Raw genomic sequence first — 22,087 nt, 5'->3', positions numbered from 1 at the left:
CGCCGGCTACCGATATGGCAGTACAGGAGGGCAAGAGCATGAGCCTTGTCGTCATGACGGGTGCGACTGCCGGACTTGGCGCACACGCCGTGCGCCGGCTCGTACAGCCGGGTCACGAGGTGGTCATTGGCGCGCGCGGAACGAACGTGACTCCGCCGGATGGCAGCCGGGCACTGCCGTTGGATCTGGCCTCGCTCGACAGCGTGCGGCGCTTCGCCGATGACGTGCGCTCCCGGGCGGGCACCGCCGGGATCGACCGGTTGGTGCTCAACGCCGGGGTGCAATTCACGGACAACGGCCAGCGCAGTGTCGATGGTTTCGAGAAGGCCTTCGCCGTCAACCATCTCGCCCACTACCTGCTGGCGCGGCTGCTCCTGCCCGAGGTCGCCGAGGGCGGAGGAGTCGTCCTCACCACGAGTGACACGCACGACCCGAAAATCGTCCCGGTCGGCCCCAGGACCCTTGATGTGCAGGAACTCGCACATCCGAGCAAGCGGGTCAGCGGGTTTCGAACCTACGCCGCCTCGAAGCTCTGCAACCTGCTGACCGCGCGCTCTCTCAGCGTGCTCAAAGAGGTGCAGGACCGTGGTATCACTACGATCGCCTACAACCCGGGGCTTACGGGTGGCACGGCACTGTTCCGCAACCAATCACGGCTGAGGCGTACTGTCGGTCCTGCGATGATGCCTCTGCTATCCGCGCTCCTCGGCAGATCCCACCCACAGTTTCACCTCGGGACGCCGGAGCGCGCCGGCGAGGCCTTGGCCGACCTGGCCTTGGGGGCGGCAGCCCCTCCGCCCGGTCACGTCTACGCCTCACTGGTCGCGGGTGACCTCACCTTCCCTGAGCCGTCCGAACTGGCCCGCGACGACGATGCACGCGATCGGCTGTGGCGGGACAGCGCGGCCATGGTCGGTCTTCCGGCTTGATCGCCCAGTCCTGACACGACTCCGAGCACGGCGCCCACTCGTCTCGCGGACCGCGTCGTCAGTCCTGCGGAGCCGATCGATCCCTGCGGTGCGTCTCGGCCACCACGGCGAACAGCAGGCCGCCGAGCATGGTCGCGTTCTTGTGGAACTGGATGCGCTGGAGTTTGCGGGTCGCGGAGTCCTCGATCTCCCAGAAGGCGTGCCCGGCCAGGGTGGTGGGGACGAGGGAGGCCGCGATCGCGACCGCCGATATCCGGGGCAGCACGCCGATCGCGAGCATTCCACCGGCGACCGTCTGCACGGCGGCGTTGCCCCGTACGACGAGTTCGTCGTCGGGCAGCGGCACGACCTTGCGGATCTTGGCGAGGAGAGGTGCCGCCTGCTGCACGCGGCCACCGGGCTCGCGAACGGCGTCGGCTCCGAGCACTGCGTAGGTCGAGCCGGTCAGTACGCGCGCGCCGGCGCGCATGAGTGCCGTGACCATGACGTTGGGTCCCTTCTGGTCGGACGACGAATCGGTTGTTGGGGAGCCGGCCGGGTACCGGTCATCGTCTCACCATCGCCGGATCACAAGCGCAGCAGGCGTTCGGCGTTCTGGTGGGCGATCTTTGCGCGGTCGGTTTCGCTGACGGGTGCGGTGCGCAGGAACTCGGTGGCGGTGGGCATGTCCTCGAAGGGGTAGTCGGTGCCGAAGAGGATGTGCTCGGGTCCGAGTGCGAGCAGGGCGCACAGCAGCGGCGGTGCGGAGCAGACCCCGCTGGTGGTGATGTAGAGGTTGTGCCGCAGGTACTCCGAGGGGTTCCCGCGCGCGAGCTCGACACCGTGGTGGTTGTGGAACGCCCAGCGTGAGTCGAGCCGCCACAGCACGTACGGCAGCCCCTCCCCCATGTGCCCGAGCAGGAGCTTGGCCTCGGGGAAGTCGTCGAAGACACCTCCGAAGATCAGCCGCAGCACGTGCGAGGCGGTGTCGGTGCCCCAGCTCCACATCGGTCCGATGAGCTCCGGGTGGCCGTCGATCACGTGCGGGACGTCGACGCCGTTGGCGGGGTGGAGGTAGAGCGGGACGTCGAGGCCCTCTGCGTGTTCCCACACCACACGCAGGGACGGGTCGTCGAGGTAGCGGCCCTGGGTGTGCGCGTTGACCAGCGCCCCGCGCATGCCGAGTTGCGTCACCGCGCGTTCCAGCTCTTTCGCCGCGGCCTTGGGGTCCTGCAGCGGCAGCGCGGCGAAGCCGGCGAACCGGGTGGGATTCTCCGCGATCACCGAGGCGAGCAGGTCGTTCACGGCGGCGGCCCGGTCGACGGCGGTCGCCGGGTCCGGTTCGGCCTGGATGCCGGGCGAGTTGAGCGAGAGGACCTGCACGTCCAGGCCCGCGGCGTCCATCGCCGCGAGGCGGCCCTCGGCGAGGTCCAGCAGGCGCTCGGAGGCCGCCCGCCATCGCTCCGGCTGGGCGATGGACGCCGATCCGGCGCCATAGGCCGCCAGGTCCGCGGTGACGAAGTGCTCCTCGAGGCCGATCGTCCGCATTCCGGCTCCTGATTCACTATTGTGCATTGACTTTATCGATGGTGAAGCATACGGTCCGGCGGTGTCAAACCTTCGGGGAGATGAGGAGGGCCGGATGGCGGAGCCGGACACCGTGAGCGGTGGCTCGGGCACGCGGCAGACGACGGCGGACGTCGCCGTGGTCGGCTACGGACCCGTCGGCATGGCCGTGACGGCGTTGCTGGGGCAGGCCGGACACCGGGTGGTGGCCGTCGAGCGGTACGCCGGGCTGTACAACCTGCCGCGAGCCGCGACGTTCGACGACGAGACGATGCGTACGCTCGCCCGGCTCGGAGTGGCCGAACGCCTGCTGCCGAACCTTCGCGTGCAGCGCACGTACGAATGGCGCAACGGCGGAGGCGACCTGCTCATCGAGCAGCGGTTCACCGAGGCCGGCCGCAGCGGCTGGGCCGAGTGGTACATGATGTACCAGCCCGATCTGGAGGCGTCCTTGGACGGCGTCTGCCGGTCGCTGCCGACGGTGCGGGTCCGGCACTCCAGCCCGGTCGTGGACGTGGAGCAGGACCACGAAGGCGTCGTCCTGACCGTTGATAGCCCGCAGGGCACGGAACGGATCTCGGCCCGCTATGTCGTGGCCTGCGACGGCGGCAACAGCTTCGTCCGGCAACGCCTGGACATAGCTCAGGACGACTACGGTTTCTCCGAGCCGTGGATGGTGTGCGACTTCCGCTTCCGCCGCCCGGTGGACGTGCCGCCCGCATTGCAACTCGGAGATCCGCACGGCCCGACGTCGATCATCTCGATCGGACTCGCGCACCACCGCTTCAGCTTCATGCTCGATTCGGAAGCCGACTTCGAGGTCGAGCGCGAGCCGGAGCGCGTGTGGAGGCGGGTCGCCCGCTACCTGCAGCCGGACGACGCCGACCTCATCCGGGTCGCCACCTACACCTTCCGCTCACTGATCTCGGACGACTGGCGGCGCGGCCGCATCCTCCTGGCGGGGGACGCCGCGCACCAGATGCCTCCGTTCCTCGGCCAGGGAATGTGCTCGGGCATCCGGGACGCCCAGAACCTGGCGTTCAAACTGGACCTGATCCTGCGCGGCACGGCGCAGGACGACCTGCTCGACACCTATCAGCGCGAGCGCGAGCCGCACGTGCGGGCGGTGACCGAGAAGGGCATCGAACTGGGGCACATGCAGACCATCCGCGACCCCGAGCGCGCCACCGCCCGCGATCGGGAGCTGCTGGCCCGGCGAACCGCCGCCCGTGAACCCGAGACCTTCCGCTTCCCCGGCCTGGACGACGGACTCCTCGCACGGACTTCGGGCCCTGGCCGGGGGCTCCTCTCCGTGCAGGGCATGGTGGACGACGGGGACCGTTGCGACCGGCTCGATCAGCTCCTCGGCCCGGGTTTCCACCTGATAGTCGACCAGGCCATGCTCGCGAGCCTCGGCCGGACCGAGACACTGGCCGCGCTGCGGCAGGCCGGCGTGCGCGTCGCCGCCCCGGGCGAGCGAGCCGCCGAACATCCGATCGCGACCGTGGTGCGCGACGTCCACGGCACCTATCGGCGCTGGTTCGCCGGCCTGGGCTGCTCGGTGGTCGCCGTCCGGCCGGACTTCTACGTGTTCGGCACCGCCAGGAACGCCGACGAGACGGCGGCGCTCACGCAAGAGCTGCTGTCGGTGGTGGGTGAAGTCGCAACGCGATCAGAAATCACGGAGGGTCGATCTGCGGACGATCGGTCTTGAGGAACACTTCCTTACGCACGAGTTGGCCGCGTCGACGTCCCGCACGTGATGTCCGGGCACCCAGAGCTCATTGGACCGATATCGCGCCAGACGTGGAACTTGTAGGCCGAGTCAGCCCCGGCCCCGCGGGCGGGCCGGTGCGTATGCTGCCCTTGCCGGAACAGGCTTTCATCCTTACTTGGGGCGTGGGGGTCGGCGTGTTGGATCAGGCTTTGATTGCCCTGGCTTCGGCCGGTGGGGTGGCGGTGGTCCAGGCGGCCGGCACAGACGTCTGGCAAGGGTTCCGGGAGCGGGTGGCGCGCACCTTCGGTCGTGGCGCCGCACAGGAAGCGATTCTGGCCAGGCTGGACCGGACGGCGGCCGAGTTGGAGAACGCCGCCCCTGACGAGGCCGAGCAGGTACGCGATGCCGCGGTAGCCGCCTGGCGCATTCGTTTCCGGGACTTGATGGAGGACCTGGACGAGGGCGACAGGGAGCAGGCGGCCGCCCGGCTTCGTGAGTTGGTGGACCTGGCCGAGCAGGCCGGTGGCGGTGTCTCGGCTGCGGACGAGGGCATCGCCATCGGCGGCGACGTGCACATCCAGGCTCAGAACCAGGCAGCGGCCGCTGTGAAGATGGGCGAGGTGACCATCGGAAACCCTCCCTCGCCGGGCGCGGACCAGAGCTGACGCCGCCCGGGGCCCGCCGCGCTCCGCACATCACCGCGCACACGTCGATCTTTGCGCAGACGGGTTCGGTCGCAGCCCATCACATCGACCGGGTCGACTATCACGCCGCGCCGCGGCCTCCGGTCGCCTGGCCGGTGCGGGTGGGTGCGGTCCCGCCCTTGAGTTCCGCTTTCCAACCGCGCCCAGACCTGCGCGAGCGGATCGACGAGGCCGGGGCGGAACACACCGCGTTGGTCCTCTCCGGTGGCGGCGGTGTGGGAAAGTCCCAGCTGGCCGCCGCATGCGCCCATCAGGCCCTGACAGCCGGGACCGACGTGGTGGTCTGGGTGGACGCCGCAGAGACCGGGCGGATCATCACCGGCTATGCCACCGCCGCGCTCCGGGTCCACGCGCCCGATGCATCGGGGCAGGACGCCGAGTCCGACGCGGAGGCGTTTCTGGACTGGCTGGCCGCCACCTCCCGGTCATGGCTGGTCGTGCTCGACGGCGTCGCCGATGTGGAGAGCGCCGATCCGTGGTGGCCGCCGCCGTCGCGCGCCAGCGTCGGCCGCGTGCTGGCCACCACCCGGCGCCGGGACGCTCGGCTGTCCGGCGGCGGGCGGGCGCTCATCGAAGTCGACACCTTCGCCCCCGCCGAATCCGACGCCTACCTGCGGGCCCGGCTCACTGACGTGAACATGGTCCACCTGCTGGACGCGCAGGCCGCGAATCTGCCGGGTGAACTGGGGCACCTGCCGCTGGCTCTGGCACACGCCGCCGCATACATGATCAACGAAGAGGCGGCCTGTGCGGACTACCTCCGGCTCTTCACCGGCCGGCGGTCTCGTCTGGAGGCGCTGCTGCCTCCGGAGGCCGACACCGAAGGCTACGGCCGACCGGTCGCCGCGGCCCTGCTGGTGACGCTGGACGTGGTCCAGCGCCGTGTTCCGGAGGGCTTGGCAGCGCCGGCCCTGTGGCTGGTTTCCCACCTGGACCCGGCCGGGCACCCGCTGAGCCTGTGGGCCGACGAGGCCGTCACCGAATACCTGACCGCTCATCGCACGTCCACTCCCGAGCCGGTCGAGGTCACCGCGCAAGAGGCCAGGGCCGCTCTCCGCCTCCTGCACCAGTACAGCCTGATCAGCTGCGATTCGCGGGAGGGCGCCCGCGCGGTGCGCAGCCACGCGCTGACCGCCCGCGCCGCCCGCGAGAGCGCCCCCTCGACCGCGTCCACCGCAGCAGCAAAGGCCGCCGCCGACGCCCTGGTGAGCATCTGGCCCGAACAAGCACACGCCGACTTCGACCTCGCCGCTGTAGTGCGTGCCAACGCCGATACCGTGACCGCGTTGGCCGGCGACCTGTTGTGGCACGACGACGGCCATCCGCTGCCGTACCTGGCCGGGTCCAGTCTGGTGGGTGCAGGCCTTTACGGCCCCGCGATCGCCCACTGGCAGCGGGTCGTCACCGATGCCGAGCGGCTGCTGGGCGCGGAGCATCCCGCCACCCTGTACGCCCGGACCCCTCTGGTCGAGGCGTATCGGCTGGCAGGGCGCGTACAGGAGGCGATCCTCGCCGGGGAGCGTCTCGCCGCCGACCTCGAGCGGCTCTGGGGCGAGGACGACTCCGAAACCGTGTCCGTCCGCGCCACCTTGGCCACCTGCTACTGGCTGGCGGGGCGCATCCCGGAGGCGATCTCCGCCTTGGAGCGGGCTGCCACCGAAATGGCGCGGCTCCTGGGCGAAGACCACCCAGAGGCCATCGCGGCCCGCCACAATCTGGCCGCCTGCTACGCGCATTCGGGACGCGCGCAGGAGGCGATCGCCTTGGAAGAGGCGGTCTTGGCCGACCATGAGCGGCTGCGGGGCCGGGATGATCCCGGCAGCCTGGCCGCTCGCAGCGTCCTGGCCGGAGCCTACGTGGAAGCGGGGCGTGCGGAGGAAGGCATCGCTCTTCAGGAGCTGGTCGTGGCGGATCGCGAGCGGATCTTGGGCGAGGACCATCCCACCACTGTGGAGACCCGCAGCAACCTGGCCGGCCACTACCTGCAGGCGGGGCGCCTGACGGAAGCGATCACGCTGGCCCGGAGGGTCGTCGCCGACTTCGAACGGCTGCAGGGCGAGGGCCACCCGGACGTGGTCACGGCCCGCAGTAATCTGGCCGCCCTCTACTCGCAGGCGGGACACCTGGAGGAAGCGGTCCCTTTGCAGGAACGCGCCGCCGCCGATTGCGAGCGCGTCCTTGGGGCCGCTCACCCCGACACCCTCTTGGCCATGAGAAATCTGGGCCACACCTACTCGAAGGTCGGCCGCCACAAGGAAGCGGCCCCGCTGATGGAGCGGGTCGTCGCCGACTCCGAACGGGTCCTCGGAGAGGAGCATCCCGACTCCGCGGACGCACGCGAGATTCTGGGCCTGTGCTACGCCGAGACGGGACGCATAGAGGAAGCGATCCCTCTGCTGGAGCGGGCCGCAGCCGACAATGAGCGGCTCCTATCCGCGCACCATCACCTCACCATCACGTCCTGGATCAACGTGGCCGCCGCCTACTCGAAGGTGGGCCGTACCCAGGAGGCCATCGCGCTGCTGGAGAGGCTCGTCGCCGACACGGTACGGACGCTCGGGCCCCACCACCCCGACACGCTCGAGTCCCAAGCAGCCCTGGCCTTCTGCTATCGCAAGGAGCGACGCCTCGGAGCCGCCCTCACGGTCCTAACGCAGATGGCCGGCGCCTCCATCCGAGCCCGGTGGAACAGGCAGCCGAAGTAGGCCACCGACATGGGCGGGGGGGAGGCGCCGGGCAGGCAGTGCCGCCGTGCATGCCGGCGACCCGGCTCATGCGCCGCCAACCGCAGCTCTCGCGGCAGATTCGACCTACATCACCGGTCGGGGACTACGCCCAGGCGGGATCACGGCCGGTCAGGCCGAGGACGCGGTCCAAGGTGGGTGCGTCGGCCGGCACCGCGACCTCCGGTCCGTACATGCCCATCTCCCGCCCCTGCTCCACCCCGGCGAGCACCGTGTCGTGCAGATGCTCCAGCAGGTCGGCGGGCAGTTCCAGCCGCTGCCCGGTCGCGACCGCCAGGTCCCAGCCGTGCAGGGCCAGCTCGCCGGTGATCATGTCGCCCAGGACGGGCGCCGGCAGCGTCTGCGGCGTGCCCATGCTCGTCTCGCCCTCCCAGGCGCTCGGCGGCGCCCACGACGAGGTGATGTCGTCCAGCAGGGCGAGCAGACGGCCGCGCCAGTCGCCGGCCGCCAGGTCCACATCGGACTCGGCGGCCGCCAGCTGCGGAACGGATTCCTTGCGGCCGCCGCCGGCGAGTGACGGGCCCCAGAACAGGAGGTGGTTGACCAGTGCCCGCACGTCGTACTCCGTGCACGGAGTCTTGTTGGCGAGCTGGTCGTCGGTGATGGTGCGGGCGACTGCGGCCATGGCCTCGGCAGCGTTGGACAGATGTGACATGGCGGCGAGGCTAGGCGGCCTGGACAGGAGGGGTATTGGATAAAGGCGACGTACACTCTGCCGGGTGGAGCGGGACGTTCGTGAGCTGCGGGGTGCGTGGAGCAGGTATCAGCGCCACACGTTCCACGACCCGTCGCCGGCGCTCACGCCGTGGGTGGAGCGGTACTGGGAGGCTTGCTGGGACTACGCCGAGCCCTACCGGCAGAAGATCGTGCCGTACCCGAACGTGCACCTTTCGTTCGGCGGCGGCCGCGCGGACGTCAACGGCGTGTGCAGCGGCTACCAGATCAAGGTCCTCGAAGGCCGCGACCAGGTCTTCGGCGTCGCGTTCCGGCCGGGCTGCTTCCGCCCGTTCCTCGGTGCCGCCGTCTCGACGATCACCGACCGCGTCGTCCCGGCGGCCGAGGTTTTCGGCCCGGACCTGCCCACGACGCTCGACGTGGCGACCGTGGACGCGTTCCTGCTGAAACACCTGCCGGACGACGACACCCGAGTGCGCCAGGCGGTGGGCGCGGTCGAGCTGATCGCCGAGGACAAGGCCGTGACCAGGGTCGAACGCCTCGCCGGCGAGCTGGGGTTGAGCGTGCGGGGGCTGCAACGGCTGTTCGCGGAGTACGTCGGCATCGGACCCAAGTGGGTGATCCGCCGCTACCGCCTGCACGAGGTGACCGCACGCATGGCCGCCGGCGGGGCGATCGACTGGGCTGCGCTGGCGGCGGACCTCGGCTACGTCGACCAGGGCCACTTCATCCGCGACTTCAAGGCCATGTTCGGCGAACAGCCGACCTGGTACGCGCAGCGGTATTAGTCCGCCTCCCCGGATTCGAGTCTGGTCGCGTCCCGGCGCAGAGCCCTCCCGACAGGGGTTCGGCACGGCGTCACAGGCGAAGTAGGCGCTCCGCGTTCTCGTGGGCGATCTTGCGCTTGGACTCCTCCGGAAGGTCGGCCTGTTCGAAGAAGGGGAGGGCGCCCTCGTTGCCGATGAAGGGATAGTCGACCGCGAACACGATGCGCTCCAAACCGACCGTCTCCAGGCAGAACCGCAACTGCGCCTGGCTGAACATGCCGCTCGGAGCGATGTGGACGTTCTGCCGGAAGTACTCGTCGAAGGAGCGCTCCAGCTTGGTCGCGCGCTGCGGCAGGGCCTCGTTGACGCGGTCCAGGTAGAAGGGGATCATCTCGCCCCAGTGGCCCAGGATGATCTGAAGGCCGGGGTACCGGTCGAAGGTTCCGGAGTGGACCAGATGAAGGAAGTGGACCGCGGTCTCCTGGTGCCAGCCCCAAGCGCTGGTCTGCAGGCGGGTGGCGACCACGGGCGACAGGCCTCCTGAGTAGTCGGTCTCGGTGATCGTGCGCGGAGGCACGCCGGGATGCAGGAAGATCGGAACGTCGAGGGCGGCCGCCTTGGCGAGGATCGGGTCGAAACGCGGGGCGTCGAGGAACTCCCCATCCGTGCGCCCCAGGATCATGGTGCCCACGAAACCCAGTTCGCCGACGCAGCGGTCCAACTCCGCGGCTGCGGCCTCGGGGACGGTGGTCGGCAGGGCGGCGAAGGCGGCGAACCGGTCGGGGTAGGCGCGCACAGCGGCGGCGGACCTGTCGTTGGCGGCGCGGACGACTTCGGGCGCGACGTCCGGAGGCACCTGCTGGGGACCGAGGCAGGACAGCACCTGCATGGTGATGCCGCCGGCGTCCATGTCGGCGATCCGTCGCTCGGCCAGGTCCGTGAGCACCTCGGCGCGGGGCGAGTAGGGCAGGCCTGACGCCGGATCGTATGCGGTCCCGAAATCGGGGCTCAACGCGGTGGCGGCCGGCGCGCCCGCCCTGCTGACGCCCGGATCGACGAAGTGCTCCTCAAGAGCGATGATCTTCACTGGACGGTTCCTTTCGACATCGCGGGCGGGCCGGCCAATGGCCGAGTGCCTCCGTGCAGGCGCTGCCGGGCTTGCGGAGCCGATCCCCCTTGCGAGGGCTTTCCCCGGCAATGGCGAAACAGCCGGCGGGGTGCGGCGATACCGGCTTTGGTGCTCTACATCGCCGTCGCCTGCAAGCTCTCACCATTTCACCATTGTGCATTGACTTCATGGATAGTGAAGCATGCGGTCCGGCAGTGTCAAACCTCGGCGAGGTGAGGAGCAGACCGGACGCCGCCACCCCGACTGCCGTCGATCATGGTGGCCGGCGGCTGGATCCTCTCCTCCGGCCTGCTCGGCGCGGCGCCGGCCGCGTTGGTCCCCGCCACGGGGACGCGCGGCGACAAGGCCCCGGCCAGCTCGCCGGCCAGGATCCCGACCTCGGCGGGCGCGCCAACGCCGTAGCCCGCCCGCCAGTAGGATCCTTGCCGTGCCAGACCAGCAGCACGTCCCCGAGGCGCCCGACGAATCCGCGGCGGCTCCGGCGCGCCAGGGCATCCAGTCGGTCGAACTCGCAATGACGGTCCTGCAGGCGCTCGAGGAGGGTCTCGGCCCGATGAGCCTGACCCAGATCGCGAGCGCGAGCGCGATGGGGCCGAGCAAGGCCCACCGGTATCTGGTGAGCCTGGCGCGGGTCGGGCTCGTCGCCCAGTCGCCGAGCACGGGGCTCTACGACCTGGGCCCGGCGATGCGCCGGCTGGGAATCGAGTCATTGCGCCGGATGGACGAGGTCGGCCTGGTGACCCAGCACCTCCCCGGTCTGCGGGATCGGACGGCCCACGCGGTCAACCTCGCCGTGTGGGGGGAGAACGGCCCGGTGATCGTGCGGTGGGAGTACGGCGCCTACGCCCTTCCCATCACCGTCCGCGTCGGGGCCACGATGCCGCTGCTGACCTCGGCGGTGGGCCGGGCCTTCTTCGCCTACCTGCCCGACACGCTCACCGGACCGGTGCTGCGCGCTCAACTGGAGACCGACGAGCGAGGCACCCCCGCGCAAGAGGAGATGGCGCGGATCAGATCCGATGTGCTCCGTGACGGTGTCGCCGTCACCTCGGGCGGGGTGATCCCCGGGATCGTCTCGCTCGCCGCCCCGGTGTTCACGGCGGGCGATTCACTTCCTCTCGTCGTCGCCCTGGCCATGCCGGCCCGCGTGGTCTCCGAGAAGGACCTGGCCGGTCTGGCGGAGGAATTGCGGCGGTCGGCGCAGGCCATGTCCGAAGAGCTCGGCGCCTCCTGGCCGCCGGAAAAGCCCTGATCCGGCCCCGCACCTGAGCGTCGCACGCCGGCGGCGGGCGATCTCGCATCCGCTGCCGCGATGCTTGCTGTTATCACATATAGCGTTTATCCTCGCAGCATCCGGGTTCCGGCCGTCGGGGGCGTTGCGCGGCGGCCCGGCCAGGCCTTTCCCAAGGCGTTGCATCCCCTCGCCCGCGGCCGCGCGGGGCGAGCAGAACCGTCACACCACCCCCTGGCAGGAGGCCGATGATGGCCCAGCAGCGCGAGACCCTGACCTTCGAGGTCGACGGGCACAAGATCACGGCGCTCGCCGCCGGCACCGCCGCCGACAGCGGCAGGCCACTGATCGTCGCTTTGCACGGCGGCACCTACACCGCGCGCTACTTCGACGTGGCAGGAGCGGACCAGGGCTCGTTCCTGGACGTGGCCGGCCGCGCCGGCTACCGGGTCGTCGCCTTCGATCGCCCCGGCTACGGCGGCAGCACACCGCTCGACCCGGACGCCAACACCTTCGCCCGCCACGTGGAACTGCTCGACTCCGCCATCGGGCAGGCGGTCGAGCGCTCCGGCGCCGGCGGCGTGTTCCTGGTCGGCCATTCGATCGGCGGCATGATCGCGCTGATGATCGCCGCGGGCGACCCGGGCTTCCCGCTGATCGGCGTGTCCGCCACCGGGATGGGGGCGGTCATCCCGCCGGGCGGCGCAGCCGAGGCGCTCGGTTCCCTGCCCCCCGACCAGACGGTGGACCTGCCCTACGACCAGCGCGACCAGGTGATGTTCGGGCCGGAGTCCACCTACGGCCGAGGAGGGCTGGAGCAGGCGCACGGCTCCTACGCCCCGGTACCCGTCCGGGAGCTCGTCCAGGCGCCGAGGTGGCCGAAGGAGCACCTGCCCGACGTCGCACCGCGCGTCCGCGTCCCCGTGCACAACACCCTCGCCGAGTTCGACGCGCTCTGGGACAGCACCCCGGAGAACGTCGACCGGTTCGCCGCGATGTTCACCGCGGCGCCCTTCGTGGACGCGAGCGTCGCCCGCGGCACCGGGCACTGCATCGACCACCACACCCTCGGGTTCGCGCTGCACCTGCGACAGCTGGCGTTCGCCGAGGAGTGCGCCGCCTGGGCCAGGCAGAACGCCGAGAGCGCGCGCTGATGTCCCCGGGCGAGAGCGGCCCCCTCCCACGCAGAGTCCAGGTCCTCATCGCAGGAGGCGGCCCGGTCGGGCTCGCGGCGGCCGTCGAACTCGGCGGGCGGGGCATCGGCTGCCTGGTCGTCGAACCGCGTGCCGCCGTCTCCACCGCCCGGCCGCGCTGCAAGACCATCAACGTCCGCACCATGGAGCACCTGCGCCGCTGGGACTTGGCTGACCGGTTGCGCGAGCGCGCTCCGCTGCCCGCCTCCTGGTCGCAGGAGGTCGTGTTCTGCACCTCGCTGACCGGCCACGAACTCTCGCGCTTCACCGGGGTCCTCGGCCTCAGCCCAGAAGGAGACCGGTTCCCCGAGATCGGTCAGCAGGTCCCCCAGTACGTCCTGGAGGAACTCCTCCGCGAGGCCGTCGACGGCCTCGACGCGTGCGAACTCGTGCTCGGCAGCCGGGTCACCGCGGTACGGCAGGGCGACGACCTGGTGACCGTCACCGTCGAGGACGCCTCAGGGGGCGAAAGCACGGTGACCGCCGACTACGTGATCGGCTGCGACGGCCCGCGCAGCATCGTCCGCGAGCAGATCGGCGCCTCCTACAGCGGCGGCGAGGCGCTCCGGCCCAACTTCGGAATGGTCTTCAGGTCCCCCGGCCTCTGGAGCCATGTGAAGCACGGGCCGGCGGTCCAATACTGGGTGGTCAACCCGTCCGCGCCGGCGCTGGTCGGTCCGATCGACCGGGACGGGACGTGGTGGGCGATCGCCTTCGGCGTCGACCGGGAGGCCGGTGAGCGCCGCGCGCGGGACATCATCGACGGCCTGGCCGGCCGGCCGGTGCGGGCCGACGTGCTGTCCACCGATCCCTGGACGGCGCGGATGCAGATCGCCGACCGCATGCGCGACCGCCGCGTGTTCCTCGCCGGTGACGCCGCGCACCTCAACCCTCCGTTCGGCGGCCACGGCCTCAACACCGGCATCGGGGACGCGGTCGACCTCGGCTGGAAACTCGCGGCCGTCCTGAACGGATGGGGCGGCCCGGACCTGCTCGACGGCTACGAGACCGAACGGCGCCCCATCCAGGAGCGCATCATCGGCGAGGCGACGTCGAACATGCGGGTGCTGTCCACCGAACTGCTCGCCGACAACCTCGATGCCGGCGACGAAGCGGGCGCCCGTGCCCGCGAAGCGGCGGGCGCCCGCATCCAGGAGACGAAGAAGGCGGAGTTCCACTCCCTCGACCTCATCCTCGACATTCACATCACCACGTCGCCCGTCATCGCCTTCGAAGAGTCAACGGCCGTCGACGGAGACGCCGGCTCGCCGGGAACGCGTTTGCCTCACCGCTTCCTTGCAGACGGCGGATCGCTCTACGACCTGCTGGGCCCCGACCTGACGCTGCTCGTGCTGGACGGCGCGACCGGAAAGGAGACGATCGAGGACGCGGCCGCAGCGCTCGGTGTTCCGCTGAAGACCGTCGAACTTCCCTGGGAGACCGGTGCCGGCCGTGGCGGGGCAAGGCTCCTTCTCGTCCGTCCGGACCAGATCGTGGCCTGGGCCGGCGAGAAGGCCCCGGCGGACGCCGCCGCTCTGATCGACAAGGTCAGAGGTGTGAGGACCGGGAGCCTTCCGCCGCTCTGAGCGATCCCGGCACGGCGGCTGCGGCGGCTCGTGCCGGCCGGATCCTTCGCAGGTCCGGCCGGCGCGAGCCGGGTCACGGGGTCAGGCGGCCGGGGAGTACTCGATGCCGCCGGCCCAGATGCGCTGGATGTTCCGGGTCGCACGGATGTCGGCGGTGGGGTCGCCGTCGACGAGGACCAGGTCCGCGCGGTAGCCGGTGCTGATGACCCCGCGATCGGGCAGCCCGAAGGACTGGGCCGGAAGGATCGTCGCGGCCCGCAGCGCCTCGACGGTGCCGAGACCGGCCTGGACGAGAAGCTCCAGTTCATGGTGCAGGCTGGTGCCGAAGGCGGGCTGCACCGGGATGCCCTGCTTGTGGTTGGAGTCGGTCCCGGCGAGAATCCGGACACCCGCCTGGTGCAGGATGCCGACGCTGTCGCGCGCCGCGGCGTAGCTCAGGCCGGGAATGCCGAGTGCGGCGAAGCCTTCCATCATGGTCAGGGTCGGGACCGAGACCCGCTTGCCGGAGAGGTACCGCGCCGCCGTGGCGGTGGTCAGAGCGGTGTCGAGCGGGACGTGGTGGATCATGTCCGCGCCGGCCAGCAGGGCCTCGTCGACCGCGGCGGACGATGTGGCGTGCGCCATGACGAGCTTGCCGTAGGCGTGCGCCGCGGCGGCCAACGCGTCGAGCGTGGCCTGGTCGAGTCCCGGGATGTCCACGATGAGCTTGATGTAGTCCGATCCTTCGGCGACCCGGGCGGTCACGAACCGTTGCGCCTGGTCGGGGCCGGTCACCAACTCCGATTGCGGGAACCCGGGGAGCCGGCTCTCGACGCTTCCGGGTGCGGCGGCGGGAATGCCGGCGCTGCGGATGTCGGTCAGCCCGGTGCGGTGGCGCAGCGAGTTCACCAGCGAAGGGGGCCAGCAGGCCATGTCCAGGGCCGTGGTCACGCCGTAGCCGGTCAGCTGCTCGAGGGTGCCGACGTCCTCCAAGTGGACGTGGGCGTCGATCAGCCCGGGGAGCAGCGTCGCGCCCTTCGCGTCGATCGTCTTCGCGCCCAGCGGGCTGAAGCCGATCCGCCCGTTGTCGATCACCACGGTGCGGGGGTCCGTGAGACCCCGGCCGTCGAAGACGCGCACGTTGGTGAGGGCGATCTTCTCGAACGTTCCGGCGCCTTGCGTGTCCGCGGCGGCGCGGGACGCCTGCAGCAGCGCGGGCCCGGCGGCCGCCGCGATGCCCGCGGCCGCCGCGTTCTTGAAGAACGTGCGCCTCGTCCATTCGGTGGTGCTCATCGCCATCGTGTCCTTTCGGGGGTCGGCGACATCCGGCGTGACGATCCGGCGGGGTCGACGGCCTCGCCTGACGAACCCCGGCCGCCTGTTTCGACCTGCCGGCGCGGGTGTAGCGGAGAAGGGCGGGTTCGTCCGATCGCGATGCCGCACGCGGCGGTGGCGCCGGCGATCGGTGCGGCGGCCCCGGTGTCCGCCTACCGGAGGGCGGGACCGGGAGCCTCTGTGCGCCGCCCTGAAGGTAGCCGTGATATTTGATAACAACAAGACCCGACTTCGCCTCCGATCCCCCGGAACCGGGTCGCCGCACGCTCCGGCACCTGCCGCACACCGGCCGCCGGCGGCCCCCAGGGAAGCGAAGCCTGCTGGTCGGGGCCGAGCGACCGGCGGCTCAGTGCACCGACCAGAACGAGGGACCGACACCCGAAGGCGGGCCGAAATACCTGGCCTGGATCCGTATTTCGGACGCCCTTATCTTTCTCTTCACTCACCACCCGGCAGGCTCGACGGCAGCGCGAGTCGCTGTTGCCGAGAGGTGCGACGGTCATCAAATTAACCATGCACATTAGTCTGGCAAGCCCTCTTGACTCGGATCTAGCCTGCATTCATCATCTCCATAATCATCATGCTGATTACGGGAGACGGCAGACGGGTGTCCTGATACTCGGCTGCCTCATCTTCCTCGTGGACGGCTACGACCTGTACGCGCTCGGAACCGTCGGCCCGAGCCTGCTGCACTACGCGCCTTGGGGCGCCGGTTCCGGAACGCTCGGGATGCTCGGAAGCGTGACCGCCCTGAGCATGCCGTTCGGGTCGGTGCTGGCCGGCTGGGCGGCGGACCGCATGGGCCGGCGCACGCCGCTGGCCCTTGCCATGGCCTGGATCTCGCTGTCCATGCTCGGCACCGCCATCGCGCCCGGCCTCGCCCTCTTCGCCTCGGGACGCTTCTGCACCGGCCTCGGCATCGGCGCGCTCGCACCGCTGGTCAGCGCCTATGCCACGGACGGGGCACCGCCGCGGCGCCGGACGCTGCACCTGGCCATCGTCCTCGGTTTCGTCCCCGTCGGCGGGTCCCTCTCCGGGCTGTTCGGCAGGCTGCTGCTTCCCGGCCTGCACTTCCAGTGGCTGTTCCTGTTCGGCGCGGTGCCCGGCCTGCTCGTCCCGGTGATCTGGCGGATGGTGCCCGCCGGGCGGGCGGCCGACGCGGACACCGCGCACGCCGCGCACGCCGGCGGGGCCGGACACGGACGGGCCGGTCTCGCCGAACTGTTCGCCCCCGGGAGCCGGCGCGGAACCGTCCTGTTCGCGATCACCTCGTTCATGAGCATGGTGCTGGTCTTCAGCACCACGTCGTGGCTGCCGACGGTGATGATGAAGTCCGGCTACGACCTCAGCTCGTCGCTGGAGTTCTCGATCGCGTTCACCGTCGGGGCGTCGGCCGGTGGTCTCGGCGTCTCGCTGCCGGCCGACCGCGGTCACCTCAAGTCCGTCACCCTGGGCAGCTTCCTGCTCGCCGCCGTGGCGCTGTTCGCGCTCAGCACGCCGCAGCCGCGCCCGGTGCTGCTGGTGGTGTCCGCGCTGGCCGGCCTCGGCTCGCTGAACGGCTTGAACCTGCTGATCTCCTGCATGACCGCCTTCTACCGGCCCCGGCTGCGCGGCACGGGTCTGGGCTTCGGACTCGGCGTCGGGCGCATCGGCGCCATCGCCGGTCCGAGCTACGTCGCGGCCGTCACCGCCGTGATCGCCTCGCCCAAGGCCGGGTTCGTGGCCTTCATGGTGCCCGCCGTGCTCGGCGCGGCGACGCTCGCGCTACTGCCGCGCAGGCTTTCCCCTCCCGCCGGGGAGGCGGTCCCCACGCATGAGGCCGCGCCCGTCATCCCGTAGCCGCCTCTACGGGGGCCGGCCAAGGCCCGCCCCCGTTGAGCGGAACAGCCGAGCCGGCGCAGCGGTCAGGAACGGGGCGTGTCCCCGAGGGCGCCGAGAGCGATCTGCTCGTTGCGCGACAGATGCTGTTCGATGCCCGCGGCGGCCGTGTCCGGGTCGCGGGAGCGGAACGCCGCGACGAGGTCCACGTGCGCCTTCCCGCGACGCTCGTGTTCGGCCGGATCCGGATCGAGCTTGCCGAAACCGATCCGGATGTAGCGTTCACCGGCCCGCCAGAGCGTGGTCAGGATCCGGATGTCCCAGGTCGTCGCGGCGGGTGCAAGGAGCGCGAGGTGGAACGCGTGGTGCCCCTCGTAGATGTCGGCCATGCCGTGCTCCCGGACGCCGAACCCGGCGGCCTGCGCGTCCAGCGCGTCCAGCTCCTCGTCGGTCAGCAGGACGCAGGAGCGCCTGGCGATCTCCGGCTCGAGGGTCCGCCGAAGCCGGTAGATCCCGTGCAGGTCGTCCAGGTCGAGCGGGGCGATGACCGTGCTGCGGCCGGGCCGCGAGATGACCAGGCCCTCGCTCTCCAGGATCCGGAGCGCCTCCCGGATCGGGATGAAGCTGATGTCCAGCATGCCGGCCAGCTCGCGCAGCGAGTACTCCTCGCCGGGAGCGAGCGTGCCGGCCAGGATCGCGCGGCGCAGTTCGTCGGTGGCCTGATCGACCACCGATCGGGCCGTGATGGGCCGGACGGCCCCCCGCGGTGTCGCCACGTCGGATCCCTCGTTCGCGGTCAGTAGGTCGATATCAACTATAGCGATCAGACCCTGCGACCTGGCATGCTATATGTGATAACACCGGAGGTGATCATGACGAACGCGACGATGACGTCCCTGCCGCGCTTCGAAGCGGAACGCATCGAAGCTCTGCGCCAGGTAGAGGATCGGGTGCTGTGGCTCTCCACCGCCATCATCGATCACGCCAACCGGCAGCGCCCCAACCCCTCAGGCCTGAAGGTCGGCGGGCACCAGGCCTCCAGCGCCTCGATGGCGACGATCATGACCGCGCTGTGGTTCGAATGCCTGACGTCGGCGGATCGCGTGTCGGTCAAGCCGCACGCATCGCCGGTCCTGCACGCGATCAACTACCTGCTGGGCGGTCTCGAAGAGGAGTACCTCACCACGCTGCGCGCCTTCGGAGGGCTGCAGAGCTACCCGAGCCGTTCCAAGGATCCGGACGTCGTCGACTACTCCACCGGCTCGGTCGGCATCGGCGCGACGGCCCCGATCTGGGGGGCGCTGGCTCGCCGCTACGTCGACTCCAAGGGCGGCGGCGCCGGGACGGGGCGGCAGTTCTCCCTGGTCGGTGATGCCGAACTGGACGAGGGGGCCTGCTGGGAGGCGATCCTGGACCCCATGGTCGGCGAGCTCGGCGAAGTGTGCTGGATCGTCGACCTGAACCGGCAGTCGCTGGACCGCGTCGTGCCCGAGATCGGCGCGACCCGCCTGCAGGGCATGTTCGACGCGGCCGGCTGGCAGGTCATCACCGTCAAGTACGGGCGCCTTCTGGAGGACCTGTTCGCGAGGCCCGGCGGGGAGGCGCTCAGGCGGCGCCTGGACACGATGCCGAACCCGGAGTACCAGCGGCTGCTCAGGTGCCCCGCCGAACAGCTGCGCGAGCGGCTGCCCGGATCCGGGCCGGACGCGGCCGCGGTGCGGGCCCTGCTGGACGCCCTTCCGGACGAGGCCGTCCGTGCGGCGGTCCGCGACCTGGGCGGCCATGACCTGGACGCGCTCCGCGGCGCGCTCGGCGCCATCGACGACGACCGGCCGACCGTGATCTTCGCTTACACGGTGAAGGGGTACGGGCTGGCCAGCGAAGGGCATCCCCAGAACCACTCGTCACTGCTGTCGGCCGAGCAGCTCGCCGCGCTCGCAGAGCGGGTCGGCATGTCGCCGGACGAGCCCTGGGCCCGCTTCGCCCCGGACTCGGCGGCCGGGCGGCTGTGCGCCGAGACCGCACTGCGCCTGGACCGGGCGCCGGTCCCCGCGGGAGCGGTCGCGCCGCTCCCCGCCGACATCGGCCGGACGCCGAACGGACGGACGACCACCCAGGCCGCGCTCGGCCGCACCCTGCTCGACCTCACCCGCGCCGCTCCCGACGCCGCGCGGCAGGTCGTCACGCTGTGCCCGGACGTGAGCTCCTCCACCAACCTCGGCGGCTGGGTCAACAAGGTCGGCGTCTGGTCGGCGCGCGAGCGGCGGGACTGGTTCGACGACGACCCCGAGACGATCCTGCACTGGCGCGAGCGCCCGTCCGGCCAGCATCTGGAGCTGGGCATCGCGGAGACGAACCTGGTCGGGCTGCTCGGCGAGCTCGGTGCGACCTGGAGCCGCTGGGGACGGCCGCTGCTGCCGATCGGCGTCCTCTACGACCCGTTCGTCGAGCGGGCGCTGGAACCCTGGTCGTTCGGCATCTACGCGGGCGGCCAGTCCATCCTCGTCGGCACCCCGTCCGGAGTCTCGCTCGCACCCGAGGGCGGTGCGCACCAGTCGATCACCACGCCGTCGGTCGGCCTGGAGCAGCCGGGCTGCATCACCTACGAGCCCGCCTTCGCCATCGACGTCGAATGGACGCTGCTGGCCTCGCTGGCGCGGCTCGGCCGCCCGGACGGCACATCGGCCTACCTGCGGCTGTCGACCCGTCCCGTCGACCAGTCCCTCGCCGCCGTCCCAGAGGACCCGGCCGCCAGGGAGCACCGACGCCGCCAGGTCGTCGCAGGGGCGTACCCGATACACCGCGCCGCCGAAGCGCCCGCGGTGACCATCGCGGCCATGGGCGCCCTGCTGCCCGAAGCACTGGCCGCGGCCGACCGGCTGTCGGCATCGGGCATGCCCGCCGACGTCGTGTGCGTGACCAGCCCCGGGCTGCTCTTCGAGGCGCTGCAGAACCGCTCCGGCCAGGCAGAGGGTCCGAGCTGGATCCTGGACGCCGCCTTCCCCGCCCACCGCAGCACCCCACTGGTCACCGTGCTGGACGGGCATCCTCACACGCTGGCGTTCCTGGCCGCGGTGAACAACGTCCGCGCGCGCCACCTGGGGGTGACCCGGTTCGGCCAGTCCGGCAACCTCGACGAGGTGTACCGCCACCACCGCATCGACACCGACAGCATCGTGGCAGCGGCCCTCGACCTGCGCTGAACCTCCCGAAAGGGGAAATGTGAAGGACACCGGTACACAGAACCCGTGCCTGATGTGCGAAATGGAGCACGCCCACGAGAGCGCACGCGTCTTCAGCGACCCCCTGTGGGCCGCGGAGATCGTCCCGGGGTACGAGGTGCCCGGCTGGTTCATCCTGCGGGCCAGGCGCCACGCCGACCTCATCACCGGTCTCGACGACGCCGAGCTGGTCACCTTCGGCCGGCGCGCGAGGAACCTGGTCGCGGCCGTCACCGAAGCCACCGGCGCCCCGGCCACGTACCTGCTGGTCTTCGGCGAGAACCACCGGCACTTCCACACGCTGGTCGCCGCCCGCGGCGAGGACGTCCCGGCCGACCGGCGCAACGGTGACATCCTCAAACTCCGCACCGAGCGGGCCGATCCCACGGCCGCCGCCCGGCTGCTGCCGGCCGTCCGGCAGGCCTATTGGCGACTGGCCCGCGAGGAGGGCGCCGAGGTCGCCTGACAAGGCGACGCCCTCCCGCGGCCGGGCGAATGCGGTAACTACACCCAATCTGGAAAATGCGCAGCTCACGGTTGCTGTTATCAAATATAGAGACTAGCGTGTGCCTTGCATCACAGCACAAGGCCGACCGGTGACCGACCCGTCGGCGAAGAGGAGGACCCTGCGATGCCGACCCCGAAATTCGCGCACGTCGTGTTGCAGACCGGCCAGCCCGCCGCGATGCGGGACTGGTACTGCACCGTTCTGGACGGGCACGTGGTCTACGAGGACGAGGTATTGAGCTTCATCACCTTCGATGAGGAGCACCACCGGATCGCACTGCTCAGTCCCCCCATGCCCCTGGAGCGCAAGACGCCCACGACCGCCTGCATGCACCATGTCGCCTACACCTTCGACGACCTCGACGGTCTCCTCGACCGCTACGTCCTGCTGCGCGACCGGGGGATCACGCCCGCCGTGTCCATCGCGCACGGCGTCACGACCTCGATGTACTACCGCGACCCGGACGGCAATTTCGTCGAGATGCAGATCGACAACTTCGCCGAGCCCGATGACGCCACGCACTACATGCACGGCCCCGAATACGCCGCCGACTCGGTGGGGCCGGCGTTCGACCCCGAGGAACTGCTCAAGGCCCGCAAGGCCGGCGCCTCCGTCGAGGAGCTGACGAACCGCTCCTGGTCCCAGAAGGCGGACCTGCCGGACCCGATGGGCGTACTTCTGGGAGCGCACTGAGCTCGCCGGCCACGAAAAGCACTTCCGGGCCTATCTGAACCGAAGAGAGGGTCGGCGCCGCGGATTCGCCCGCGACGCCGCCCCGAACGCATTTCTTTGAGGAGTCGCTGAGAGCCATGCCGGTCTCCGTCACCATGCTCCAGCTCGCCCCAACGCGGCCTGATGGTCCCGGTCGTGCACAACGCCGGCCAGCTCAACCTCGGCGGCCTCGCCCAGCGCATCGCCGACCTCGCCGACCGCACCCGCACCCGCACCCGCACCAACAAGGTCAACCCGGACGAGCTGTCCGGCGGCACCTTCACCCTCACCGCCC

Annotated in this window: 18 protein-coding genes and 1 pseudogene; 13 read left to right on the top strand and 6 right to left on the bottom strand. The window is 70.7% G+C overall.

Going from position 1 to position 22,087, the window contains the following annotated elements:
- The first annotated feature begins 38 nt into the window (after nucleotides 1-38).
- Nucleotides 39-929, top strand: a complete 891-nt coding sequence (locus J4709_RS40930; protein WP_208250044.1) for an SDR family NAD(P)-dependent oxidoreductase — start codon at nucleotides 39-41, stop codon at nucleotides 927-929.
- A gap of 58 nt (nucleotides 930-987) precedes the next feature.
- On the opposite strand, the gene J4709_RS40925 is transcribed toward J4709_RS40930, so the two are convergent.
- Both J4709_RS40925 and J4709_RS40920 read right to left on the bottom strand, forming a co-directional pair.
- Nucleotides 988-1,413, bottom strand: coding sequence for a DoxX family protein (locus J4709_RS40925; RefSeq protein WP_208250035.1), 426 nt, complete (start codon nucleotides 1,411-1,413; stop codon nucleotides 988-990).
- Between the two features lie 83 nt (nucleotides 1,414-1,496).
- Entirely contained in the window at nucleotides 1,497-2,456 is a 960-nt protein-coding gene (locus tag J4709_RS40920; protein ID WP_208250033.1) for an amidohydrolase family protein, read from the bottom strand.
- Nucleotides 2,457-2,550: 94 nt separating this feature from the next.
- Between J4709_RS40920 and J4709_RS40915 the strand changes: the two genes are divergently transcribed.
- From J4709_RS40915 to J4709_RS40905, 3 genes are all read left to right on the top strand, one after another.
- Nucleotides 2,551-4,188, top strand: a complete 1,638-nt coding sequence (locus J4709_RS40915; RefSeq protein WP_269757582.1) for a bifunctional 3-(3-hydroxy-phenyl)propionate/3-hydroxycinnamic acid hydroxylase — start codon at nucleotides 2,551-2,553, stop codon at nucleotides 4,186-4,188.
- A 185-nt stretch (nucleotides 4,189-4,373) separates the two neighbouring features.
- Nucleotides 4,374-4,856, top strand: coding sequence for a hypothetical protein (locus J4709_RS40910; RefSeq protein ID WP_208250030.1), 483 nt, complete (start codon nucleotides 4,374-4,376; stop codon nucleotides 4,854-4,856).
- A gap of 158 nt (nucleotides 4,857-5,014) precedes the next feature.
- The gene (locus J4709_RS40905) at nucleotides 5,015-7,600 is read left to right on the top strand and encodes a tetratricopeptide repeat protein (protein ID WP_208250027.1); all 2,586 of its coding nucleotides are present in this window, start codon (nucleotides 5,015-5,017) and stop codon (nucleotides 7,598-7,600) included.
- A gap of 124 nt (nucleotides 7,601-7,724) precedes the next feature.
- Here J4709_RS40905 and J4709_RS40900 read toward each other — a convergent pair whose 3' ends face one another.
- On the bottom strand, nucleotides 7,725-8,294 hold the full coding sequence (locus J4709_RS40900; protein WP_208250025.1) for a TIGR03086 family metal-binding protein: 570 nt from the start codon (nucleotides 8,292-8,294) through the stop codon (nucleotides 7,725-7,727).
- Nucleotides 8,295-8,358: 64 nt separating this feature from the next.
- Between J4709_RS40900 and J4709_RS55935 the strand changes: the two genes are divergently transcribed.
- A complete protein-coding gene (locus J4709_RS55935) occupies nucleotides 8,359-9,102 on the top strand; it encodes a helix-turn-helix domain-containing protein (protein WP_208250023.1) in 744 nt (247 codons plus the stop codon).
- A 70-nt stretch (nucleotides 9,103-9,172) separates the two neighbouring features.
- Here J4709_RS55935 and J4709_RS40890 read toward each other — a convergent pair whose 3' ends face one another.
- Nucleotides 9,173-10,168 carry an amidohydrolase family protein gene (locus J4709_RS40890; protein ID WP_208250021.1) on the bottom strand — a complete coding sequence of 332 codons (996 nt, stop codon included), beginning with the start codon at nucleotides 10,166-10,168 and terminating at the stop codon, nucleotides 9,173-9,175.
- A gap of 469 nt (nucleotides 10,169-10,637) precedes the next feature.
- On the opposite strand from J4709_RS40890, the gene J4709_RS40885 reads away from it, so the two are divergent.
- The 3 genes from J4709_RS40885 to J4709_RS40875 all read left to right on the top strand — a co-directional run bounded on the left by J4709_RS40885 (nucleotide 10,638) and on the right by J4709_RS40875 (nucleotide 14,220).
- Nucleotides 10,638-11,462 (top strand): IclR family transcriptional regulator, encoded by an 825-nt coding sequence (locus tag J4709_RS40885; protein WP_208250020.1) that lies wholly within the window; start codon nucleotides 10,638-10,640, stop codon nucleotides 11,460-11,462.
- Between the two features lie 227 nt (nucleotides 11,463-11,689).
- A complete protein-coding gene (locus tag J4709_RS40880; RefSeq protein WP_208250018.1) occupies nucleotides 11,690-12,595 on the top strand; it encodes an alpha/beta hydrolase in 906 nt (301 codons plus the stop codon).
- Complete coding sequence (locus J4709_RS40875) at nucleotides 12,595-14,220, top strand: FAD-dependent monooxygenase (RefSeq protein WP_208250016.1); 1,626 nt, start codon at nucleotides 12,595-12,597, stop codon at nucleotides 14,218-14,220. The genes J4709_RS40880 and J4709_RS40875 overlap by 1 nt, the downstream gene beginning before the upstream one ends.
- An 81-nt stretch (nucleotides 14,221-14,301) precedes the next feature.
- On the opposite strand, the gene J4709_RS40870 is transcribed toward J4709_RS40875, so the two are convergent.
- On the bottom strand, nucleotides 14,302-15,492 hold the full coding sequence (locus J4709_RS40870; protein ID WP_208250014.1) for an amidohydrolase family protein: 1,191 nt from the start codon (nucleotides 15,490-15,492) through the stop codon (nucleotides 14,302-14,304).
- Between the two features lie 555 nt (nucleotides 15,493-16,047).
- On the opposite strand from J4709_RS40870, the gene J4709_RS40865 reads away from it, so the two are divergent.
- On the top strand, nucleotides 16,048-17,373 hold the full coding sequence (locus J4709_RS40865; RefSeq protein WP_232384821.1) for an MFS transporter: 1,326 nt from the start codon (nucleotides 16,048-16,050) through the stop codon (nucleotides 17,371-17,373).
- A 65-nt stretch (nucleotides 17,374-17,438) separates the two neighbouring features.
- On the opposite strand, the gene J4709_RS40860 is transcribed toward J4709_RS40865, so the two are convergent.
- Entirely contained in the window at nucleotides 17,439-18,128 is a 690-nt protein-coding gene (locus tag J4709_RS40860; protein WP_307802003.1) for a GntR family transcriptional regulator, read from the bottom strand.
- A 96-nt stretch (nucleotides 18,129-18,224) separates the two neighbouring features.
- Here J4709_RS40860 and J4709_RS40855 point away from each other — a divergent pair, with 96 nt between their 5' ends.
- The 4 genes and pseudogenes from J4709_RS40855 to J4709_RS40840 form a co-directional block, all read left to right on the top strand.
- Nucleotides 18,225-20,555 (top strand): thiamine pyrophosphate-binding protein, encoded by a 2,331-nt coding sequence (locus J4709_RS40855; protein ID WP_208250003.1) that lies wholly within the window; start codon nucleotides 18,225-18,227, stop codon nucleotides 20,553-20,555.
- 61 nt (nucleotides 20,556-20,616) lie between these two features.
- The gene (locus tag J4709_RS40850) at nucleotides 20,617-21,039 is read left to right on the top strand and encodes a hypothetical protein (RefSeq protein WP_208250002.1); all 423 of its coding nucleotides are present in this window, start codon (nucleotides 20,617-20,619) and stop codon (nucleotides 21,037-21,039) included.
- A 165-nt stretch (nucleotides 21,040-21,204) separates the two neighbouring features.
- Nucleotides 21,205-21,774 (top strand): VOC family protein, encoded by a 570-nt coding sequence (locus J4709_RS40845; RefSeq protein ID WP_208250000.1) that lies wholly within the window; start codon nucleotides 21,205-21,207, stop codon nucleotides 21,772-21,774.
- Nucleotides 21,775-21,921: 147 nt separating this feature from the next.
- Nucleotides 21,922-22,083, top strand: a pseudogene (locus tag J4709_RS40840) (2-oxo acid dehydrogenase subunit E2); the annotation flags it as partial.
- Between the last annotated feature and the right edge of the window lie 4 nt (nucleotides 22,084-22,087).

It is taken from the genome of Actinomadura violacea (assembly GCF_017573465.1).
GTDB classification, from domain to species: Bacteria; Actinomycetota; Actinomycetes; order Streptosporangiales; family Streptosporangiaceae; genus Spirillospora; species Spirillospora violacea.
The sequence above is the reverse complement of the archived record's forward strand: the minus strand, read 5'-3'. Positions and strand labels throughout refer to the sequence as shown.

Coding starts and splice junctions, on each gene's coding strand:
- J4709_RS40930 (WP_208250044.1), top strand. CDS start 39: ATGAGCCTTGTCGTCATGACGGGTGCGACTGCCGGACTTGGCGCACAC.
- J4709_RS40925 (WP_208250035.1), bottom strand. CDS start 1,413: ATGGTCACGGCACTCATGCGCGCCGGCGCGCGCGTACTGACCGGCTCG.
- J4709_RS40920 (WP_208250033.1), bottom strand. CDS start 2,456: ATGCGGACGATCGGCCTCGAGGAGCACTTCGTCACCGCGGACCTGGCG.
- J4709_RS40915 (WP_269757582.1), top strand. CDS start 2,551: ATGGCGGAGCCGGACACCGTGAGCGGTGGCTCGGGCACGCGGCAGACG.
- J4709_RS40900 (WP_208250025.1), bottom strand. CDS start 8,294: ATGTCACATCTGTCCAACGCTGCCGAGGCCATGGCCGCAGTCGCCCGC.
- J4709_RS40880 (WP_208250018.1), top strand. CDS start 11,690: ATGATGGCCCAGCAGCGCGAGACCCTGACCTTCGAGGTCGACGGGCAC.
- J4709_RS40875 (WP_208250016.1), top strand. CDS start 12,595: ATGTCCCCGGGCGAGAGCGGCCCCCTCCCACGCAGAGTCCAGGTCCTC.
- J4709_RS40870 (WP_208250014.1), bottom strand. CDS start 15,492: ATGAGCACCACCGAATGGACGAGGCGCACGTTCTTCAAGAACGCGGCG.
- J4709_RS40865 (WP_232384821.1), top strand. CDS start 16,048: ATGCACATTAGTCTGGCAAGCCCTCTTGACTCGGATCTAGCCTGCATT.
- J4709_RS40855 (WP_208250003.1), top strand. CDS start 18,225: ATGACGAACGCGACGATGACGTCCCTGCCGCGCTTCGAAGCGGAACGC.
- J4709_RS40850 (WP_208250002.1), top strand. CDS start 20,617: ATGGAGCACGCCCACGAGAGCGCACGCGTCTTCAGCGACCCCCTGTGG.
- J4709_RS40845 (WP_208250000.1), top strand. CDS start 21,205: ATGCCGACCCCGAAATTCGCGCACGTCGTGTTGCAGACCGGCCAGCCC.